Genomic DNA, 6,249 nt, shown 5'->3' with positions numbered 1-6,249 from the left:
CTAACCTTTTCGGCGACCTTTGTCTTCTGCTTTGCTTTAAACTCTATGTGGTCCACGTGAAGGAGAAGAAGCCTCATTGTTGCACCCCTGCTACCTTGGCGCTGGGTTTTTATAAGGTTTTCGAAGGATGTGAGAGCCTGGTGGTGGCTGCACACCCAACTTATGAATACAGGTGTTTTCTTTTAAAGTGCCGTCGATAGAACCAAGCTTGTTGTCAATAGACCCCAGCCGATCTACTCCAAGATCAAGCCTATCAAAAATGTCTTTTTCTACGCTTCCCACAGTCCTCCATCTCAGGGATATATTTTGGACACCTACATTATCACCAGCACAACCCTTATTAACCCCTCATGCCCACCTCTCAGCATGGAAGAAGAAATGACCTATGCAAAAGCAGGCGTTGATATAGACAGAGAGAGCCTTGCAATTCGCGCCATTGCCGAGCAGCTTAAGGCGACGCTCAGCCTGCGCCGGGGCAAGGTGGGGGAGAGCCTCCTGGGAGTGGGGCACTTCGCAGGCTTGGTGAAGCTTGACGAAAAAAGAGCGCTTGCTCTCTCCGCGGACGGCGTTGGGACAAAAATCCTCGTCGCCAGGGCGATGGAGAAGTACGACACCATAGGCATCGACCTAATAGCCATGAACGCCAACGACGTAATCTGCGTCGGCGCTGAGCCCCTCGTCATGCTGGACTACCTTGCCATCGATGAGCCCGACCCGAAAATAACCGGGGAAATCGCCAGGGGGCTTGCGAAGGGTGCCGAAATCGCGGGCATAAGCATACCCGGCGGCGAGCTTGCAACTCTGCCAGAGATGGTTAAGGGCTTCGACCTCGCCGGCTTAATCGTGGGCATTGTGGAGATGGATAAGATAATCACGGGCGAGAAGGTTGCGCCTGGCGATGTGGTCATAGGCCTGGAAAGCTCCGGAATACACAGCAACGGCTTAACCCTCGCCAGGAAGGTGATACTGGAGCACTATGGCATAGAGGATGAGATATTCCCAGGCAGAAAAGCGGGCGAGGAGCTTCTTGAGCCCACAAAGATATATGTGCGCGAGGTTCTAGAAGCCCTAGAAAAGGCTGAGGTGCATGGCCTGGCCAATATCACCGGCGGCGGCCTGGGAAACCTGACCAGGATAACCGGGCACGGCTACTACATCGATGCCCTGCCAGAGCCGCAGAGGATATTTGGGCTCATCCAGGAGCTGGCGCACGTACCCGAGCATGAGATGTACAGGACCTTCAACATGGGCGTGGGCTTCTGCATCATAACCAGCGAGGAGGAGAGCGGTAAGATAATAGATATATGCAGACGTCACTCCACCCGTGCTCAGGTTATCGGCCGCGTTGTGGAAGGGGAGAATGTGGTGCGCATCGAAGGCAAGGACTTTACGCTCGGTTACTGACGCCTTGCCTTATACAGAAAGCACTTCCCATTCCAATGGCGCTCCACCAGCCCCAGCTGATAGAGCTCCTCCAGCAGCCTCTGCGTCTTGCGCCTGTTGCTGAAGGTGGCGCTGGAGAGGGTGTCCAGGTCCATATAGGCACTACCCAGTAGCCTCAGCATAAATGTGTGGTCCATACTCAAATCCTGCATATTCTCACCTCATTTAAAGAAGTAAATATGTCTTATGCTGTTGTCAGCCGCGGCATAGCCGCCTGCAGGGGAGAAAGCTATCTGTGAGTAAACCCTGCCATAGCTACGCTTCAGCAGCAACTCGCCCTCTGTGTTGAAGTAGTAGATGTTCCCGTCGTATGAGACGGCAGCGAGGTAGGAGTCATCCGGTGCCGCAAACACCTGGATAACCTCTGCTCCCGTCTTTATCTCTTTAGGCGTATGGGGAGAGGTGGAGTCGAAGAGCAGTGCTTTAAAGTAGTTTGTGCCAGCCACAACGTACCTCCCATCGCCGCTAACCGCAAGGTCAAGGATATCTACCTTGAAGGTGTGGCCGTCCCACTCCCAGAGAAGCTTTCCATCACCTGTGTAGAGGCTCACTGTCCCATCTTTACCTGCCACGGCAACGTAGCTCGCATTTTTAGATAGCACAAAACTGGAGATGTCAACGTCTGTGCTTATCTCCCTGAAGAGTGTGCCGTTGTTCGCATGGAGAAGGTGGATATTCCTGTAGCTGGAGTAGGCAATCACCTCGCCGTTGCCGCTGAGTGCGAGATTCTCAATAACATCCCTGGCGATGTGCTTCCACATCAGCTCAGAGCTTTGGGAGATCGCATATACGGTGCGCTCCCATGCCTCTGTGGCACCGTACACCATGCTCCCATCTGGCGAGAGCACCACCTGCTTTGGCTCTGCCTGCGTGGGATAGAAGGCTGTCTGCCTGCCGTAAATGTCGAAAAGACGAAAGCCCTTCTTACCGGCGACGGCCACATAACCCTGTGCTGCTGCAAGCTCTGAAATCTGCTCCCCGAGGTTTACATCTGCCACCTGCGTCGGTGAGGCTCCCTGCACAAGTTCGAGGTAACTTTTTTCTATAGCTGCGGGTGCGGTATGAGGCGGTGTGGCAAGCGGAGTCTCTGGTGGAGCAGCCTCGGGCTGAGGTGCATCTTCAGATTGCCGGGCTTCCTCCCTGCCGGGGATGGCAGGGTCTAGGGGATTGGGGTCCAGGGGGTCCCAGAGCCCATCGTCGTCGGTATCCACCTTCGTCGGGTCGGTTCCCGCCCTGACCTCCTGCGCATCGTCCCAGCCGTCACCGTCAGTGTCTGGAACCTTCTCTTTAAGGCAGCCTGAAAGCGGGAAGAGGATTATAAGGAATATAAGGAGCTTTCTCATGTAGGTACACAACCATCCGGAGGATATATAACTCTTCCGCCTCAGGGAATTGTGTGCTACAAGCGGTGAGGCAAAGATATATATTGGCCGCCGCCGAGGTGGTAATAAAAGGATGTGTGACTTTGAAGATAGCAGATTTGCGCCCAGGTCAGGGAAGGGTTAATATTGAGGTTGAGGTTGTTAGTGTTGGCGAAGTCAGAACTTTCCAGAAGTATGGCCGAAGCGGAAGGGTTGCGACTGCCGTGGTAAAGGATGAGTCGGGTGACGAAATAAACCTGAGCCTTTGGAATGAGGATATAGACATGGTAAGCCCGGGTACAAAGCTTAAGATAGAAAACGGCTATGTTAGCGAGTTTCAGGGCGAAAAGCAGCTTACCGCTGGAAAGTACGGAAAACTCGTGGTGCTTACAGATTAGCCTTTCCTATAATATCTACACCTCTATTTTTTAATTCTTTTTGTTGAAATTCTTTTCAAATAAAGTTTATAATCCCCTGTTGTTATACTACTGTCATATTTGGTAGCATACAGGGTGGGGAGTTTTGGCCAGAATACTCGTGGTGGATGACGATGCTGACATGTGCAGTCTTGTGAAGTTTATACTGGAAAACAGGGGTTATGAGGTGGAGGTGGCAATGTCGGGGGAGGAGTGTCTCTTTCGACTTTCGAGGGGTACATGTCCAGACCTGATTCTTATGGATTTTATAATGCCGGGAAGGGATGGCCTCAGGATAACCCGGGACATCAAAAGCAACCCGGAGACGCAGGAGATACCTGTCTACCTGTTTACAGTTGTGGCGAACGAGGAGTGGAGGAGGGGATTTGAAGAGTCAGGTGCCGATGGGTACATCTCAAAGCCCTTCAGTGTGAGGGAGTTTCTCAGCGTAATTGAGAACATCTTTGAGCGATAATCGCTGAGTGCTCCGCGTGTTGAGAAAGGCTTGGAAATGTTAGGGCTGGGGATTAAGATGTGGAAGACGAAGACATCGCCTTTGCGCTGGAATTCAGAAACCTCCTGGTAGAGCTTGAGGCTATTGCTGAAGAGGTATTCAGGCACGATTTTACAGATGCTATGAAGGAGAAGCTTCTGAAGATTCATGAGGGGCTGCGAAGCGACCTTGGAAGCCTGATTCAGCACGGCCATGCAGACATTGATAAGGTTGAGAGGGCAATAGCCGGTTTACCGGCGGAGCACGAAGCGAGGATGCTGTTTAGAGAGCTCAAGGACAGCCTGCACAGGGCAGAGCAGGAGCTTGAGCAGGAAAATTATGCGGAATGCATGTCTGAGATTCTGGTTTTTCTGGATTCACTGCGAGCACTGGAGATGATTTTTAAGGCGTAGGTACCCCGTGGCCCCTGGTATATAAATGTAGGGTTACAGAAGAAGGTTCATTGAGATGGGACTATGAACCAGAAGATGTGCTGGAGCAATCGGAAACTAGCCCCGGTATCGGTTTTGCTAGCCCTGAGTCTACTTCTGGTGATGACCGGTTGTACCTCATCCCATCCACCAGCACCTACGTCTTCACCTCCTTCGCCGTCGCCTGCCCCCCCGCCTGCCTCTGTGCCATCTTCGCCTGCTCCGGCACCACCGGCTCCCACTTCTCAAGAGGAAGCTGGCTGGTGGCTCAAACAAAATTTCTTTGTGCTGGGTAACGTCGCTGATGCCATCCCCGAGGGAGCACAGGTAGTTCTGGACGATCACCCGGTTGGTCAGGAAATGAAGAATTCGGTGCAGGTCGCTCAGCAGGCAGGACTTAAATACGGCATATTCATCTCCCTTCATGATATTGAGTGGCTGGAAAGGGAGGAATTTGAACCACTTCTCAAGGATGCTGTGGCAATAGGATTTGATGGTAACCCTATCATCGGATGGGCTGGAGCCTTCTATGATACCAATCATCCCCTCTGGCAGCAATTCCTCATAGATAGAATGAAGGAGGCTGTGGATGCAGGAGCTGAAATCATCTGCACCGACGACAATGAGGGAAATGCGTGGTTTTCCAACCGGGGAGATTATGGGGAAGTCGGCGTGTTCGGCGAGTACTCAATGCAGGGATTTCGTGATTATCTGGCATCAAAGTACTCTCAGGACGAACTCGCGGAATTCGGAATTGATGATCTTGAAACATTTGATTACGCCGCCTATCTGAAGGAAAAGGGATACTCAAAAGAGGATATCCACGAACAGATTCTCAGAAAGCTTTTCTGGGATGGGTTTAACCCAATAGAGGTCCCTCTTTTCCAGGATTTTCAAGCTTTCCAGAATCAGAACATGATCAACTTCCAGAAGCGATTGATAGCGGAAATAAAAGAATATGTGATGCGCACCCAGAATAAGGAGATTATTTTTACCGCCTATCCCTGGGACCTCTTTCTTCCTGAAAATTATGCTCTGTTCTCACACTACGACCTGTTTTCTCCAGAACTCCACTACGCATGGAGAACCGGGTTTCCACCAAAAGGCAGGGCCGCCCAGTGGTATAAACTTGGATTTGCTGCTGCCGGGGTGCCCGGGGTATTCAAAACCACCGATAGCCCGGCAGATGTCCTGTCCATGGCAAAGTATAATACCCAGAATCTGCTGAAAATTCGGTTCGCGGAAGCATATGCTAACAGGGGGGGCATTCTCAATAAGCCATCCATGGCTGCCTTTGATGAGTCCTTCATGAAGGGCAGGGAATTTGACACTGACCCTGAAACCCTCAGGGGATACGCCGAATTCCTGAAGGCTCATGGAGACATATTCGACTCTGAGAGCTTGCGGAGTCTGGCCGACGTTGGGGTCGTCTTTTCTCTGCCTTCCCTATCCTATGACAAATGGGCGCACATCAATTCATGGGAGGGGATAAGCATTCTTTTAGCCCATCTTCAGGTGCAATATGACGTCATCTATACAGGAGACGGGATATACGATGCAGATCATCTTGAGGCAGAAGACTTGAGCAAATATCCGGTGGTCATCCTACCCCATGTGCTCGCCCTCACCGAGAAGCAGGAAAGTGCTCTTCTGGATTATGTAAATGGGGGCGGGGTAGCGGTGGTGTACGGTGATTTGGGAAGGGTAAACGAGCATCAGCAGGAGGTGGAGAGACCTGCACTGAGCGCCATCCTGAAAGATGAGGTGAACTCATACGGCGAGGGGAAGCTGTACTACTACCCGTCTGAAGAGCTCGGCTATGAATACTACAGTTACGCCATCTATTCCCCGATTGCGGAGGAATTCGGGGAGGCTCCCGACCTGAGAGTCTCAGAAGAAAGGGCGAAGGAAATGAGGAAGGAATTCCAGAAATTGCTCGACGAGCTGGTAGCTGAAAGACAGATAGAAGGCTCTGTTCCGCGGGATGTGTTCGTTCAATCTTATCTCTCTGAGGATAGGCTATATGTTCATCTGATAAATTATGACTATGAGATGACCACGGATGAGGTTAAGCCCATAGAAGATTTGTCGCTGCGGGTGCGGTG

The 6,249-nt window shown here is 51.6% G+C and carries 7 protein-coding genes and 1 pseudogene; 6 read left to right on the top strand and 2 right to left on the bottom strand.

Annotated elements, in window-relative coordinates; genetic code table 11:
• Positions 1–366 precede the first annotated feature (366 nt).
• On the top strand, positions 367–1,404 hold the full coding sequence (purM, locus tag ACXJJW_RS01330) for a phosphoribosylformylglycinamidine cyclo-ligase (protein ID WP_456473915.1): 1,038 nt from the start codon (positions 367–369) through the stop codon (positions 1,402–1,404).
• On the opposite strand, the gene ACXJJW_RS01325 is transcribed toward purM, so the two are convergent.
• Positions 1,398–1,595 (bottom strand): hypothetical protein, encoded by a 198-nt coding sequence (locus ACXJJW_RS01325; protein ID WP_456473914.1) that lies wholly within the window; start codon positions 1,593–1,595, stop codon positions 1,398–1,400. The genes purM and ACXJJW_RS01325 overlap by 7 nt on opposite strands.
• 9 nt (positions 1,596–1,604) lie before the next feature.
• Positions 1,605–2,786, bottom strand: coding sequence for a WD40 repeat domain-containing protein (locus ACXJJW_RS01320; protein WP_456473913.1), 1,182 nt, complete (start codon positions 2,784–2,786; stop codon positions 1,605–1,607).
• Positions 2,787–2,884: 98 nt separating this feature from the next.
• Between ACXJJW_RS01320 and ACXJJW_RS01315 the strand changes: the two genes are divergently transcribed.
• The 5 genes and pseudogenes from ACXJJW_RS01315 to ACXJJW_RS01295 all read left to right on the top strand — a co-directional run.
• Complete coding sequence (locus ACXJJW_RS01315; RefSeq protein ID WP_456473912.1) at positions 2,885–3,202, top strand: single stranded DNA-binding domain-containing protein; 318 nt, start codon at positions 2,885–2,887, stop codon at positions 3,200–3,202.
• Between the two features lie 124 nt (positions 3,203–3,326).
• Positions 3,327–3,695 carry a response regulator gene (locus ACXJJW_RS01310; protein ID WP_456473911.1) on the top strand — a complete coding sequence of 123 codons (369 nt, stop codon included), beginning with the start codon at positions 3,327–3,329 and terminating at the stop codon, positions 3,693–3,695.
• A gap of 59 nt (positions 3,696–3,754) precedes the next feature.
• Entirely contained in the window at positions 3,755–4,126 is a 372-nt protein-coding gene (locus ACXJJW_RS01305) for a hypothetical protein (protein WP_456473910.1), read from the top strand.
• A gap of 149 nt (positions 4,127–4,275) precedes the next feature.
• The gene (locus ACXJJW_RS01300) at positions 4,276–4,440 is read left to right on the top strand and encodes a hypothetical protein (RefSeq protein ID WP_456473909.1); all 165 of its coding nucleotides are present in this window, start codon (positions 4,276–4,278) and stop codon (positions 4,438–4,440) included.
• A pseudogene (locus tag ACXJJW_RS01295) lies at positions 4,430–6,249 on the top strand (hypothetical protein); the annotation flags it as partial. The gene ACXJJW_RS01300 and the pseudogene ACXJJW_RS01295, both read left to right, overlap by 11 nt.

Source organism: Candidatus Pyrohabitans sp., from assembly GCF_054014795.1.
The sequence above is the reverse complement of the archived record's forward strand: the minus strand, read 5'-3'. Positions and strand labels throughout refer to the sequence as shown.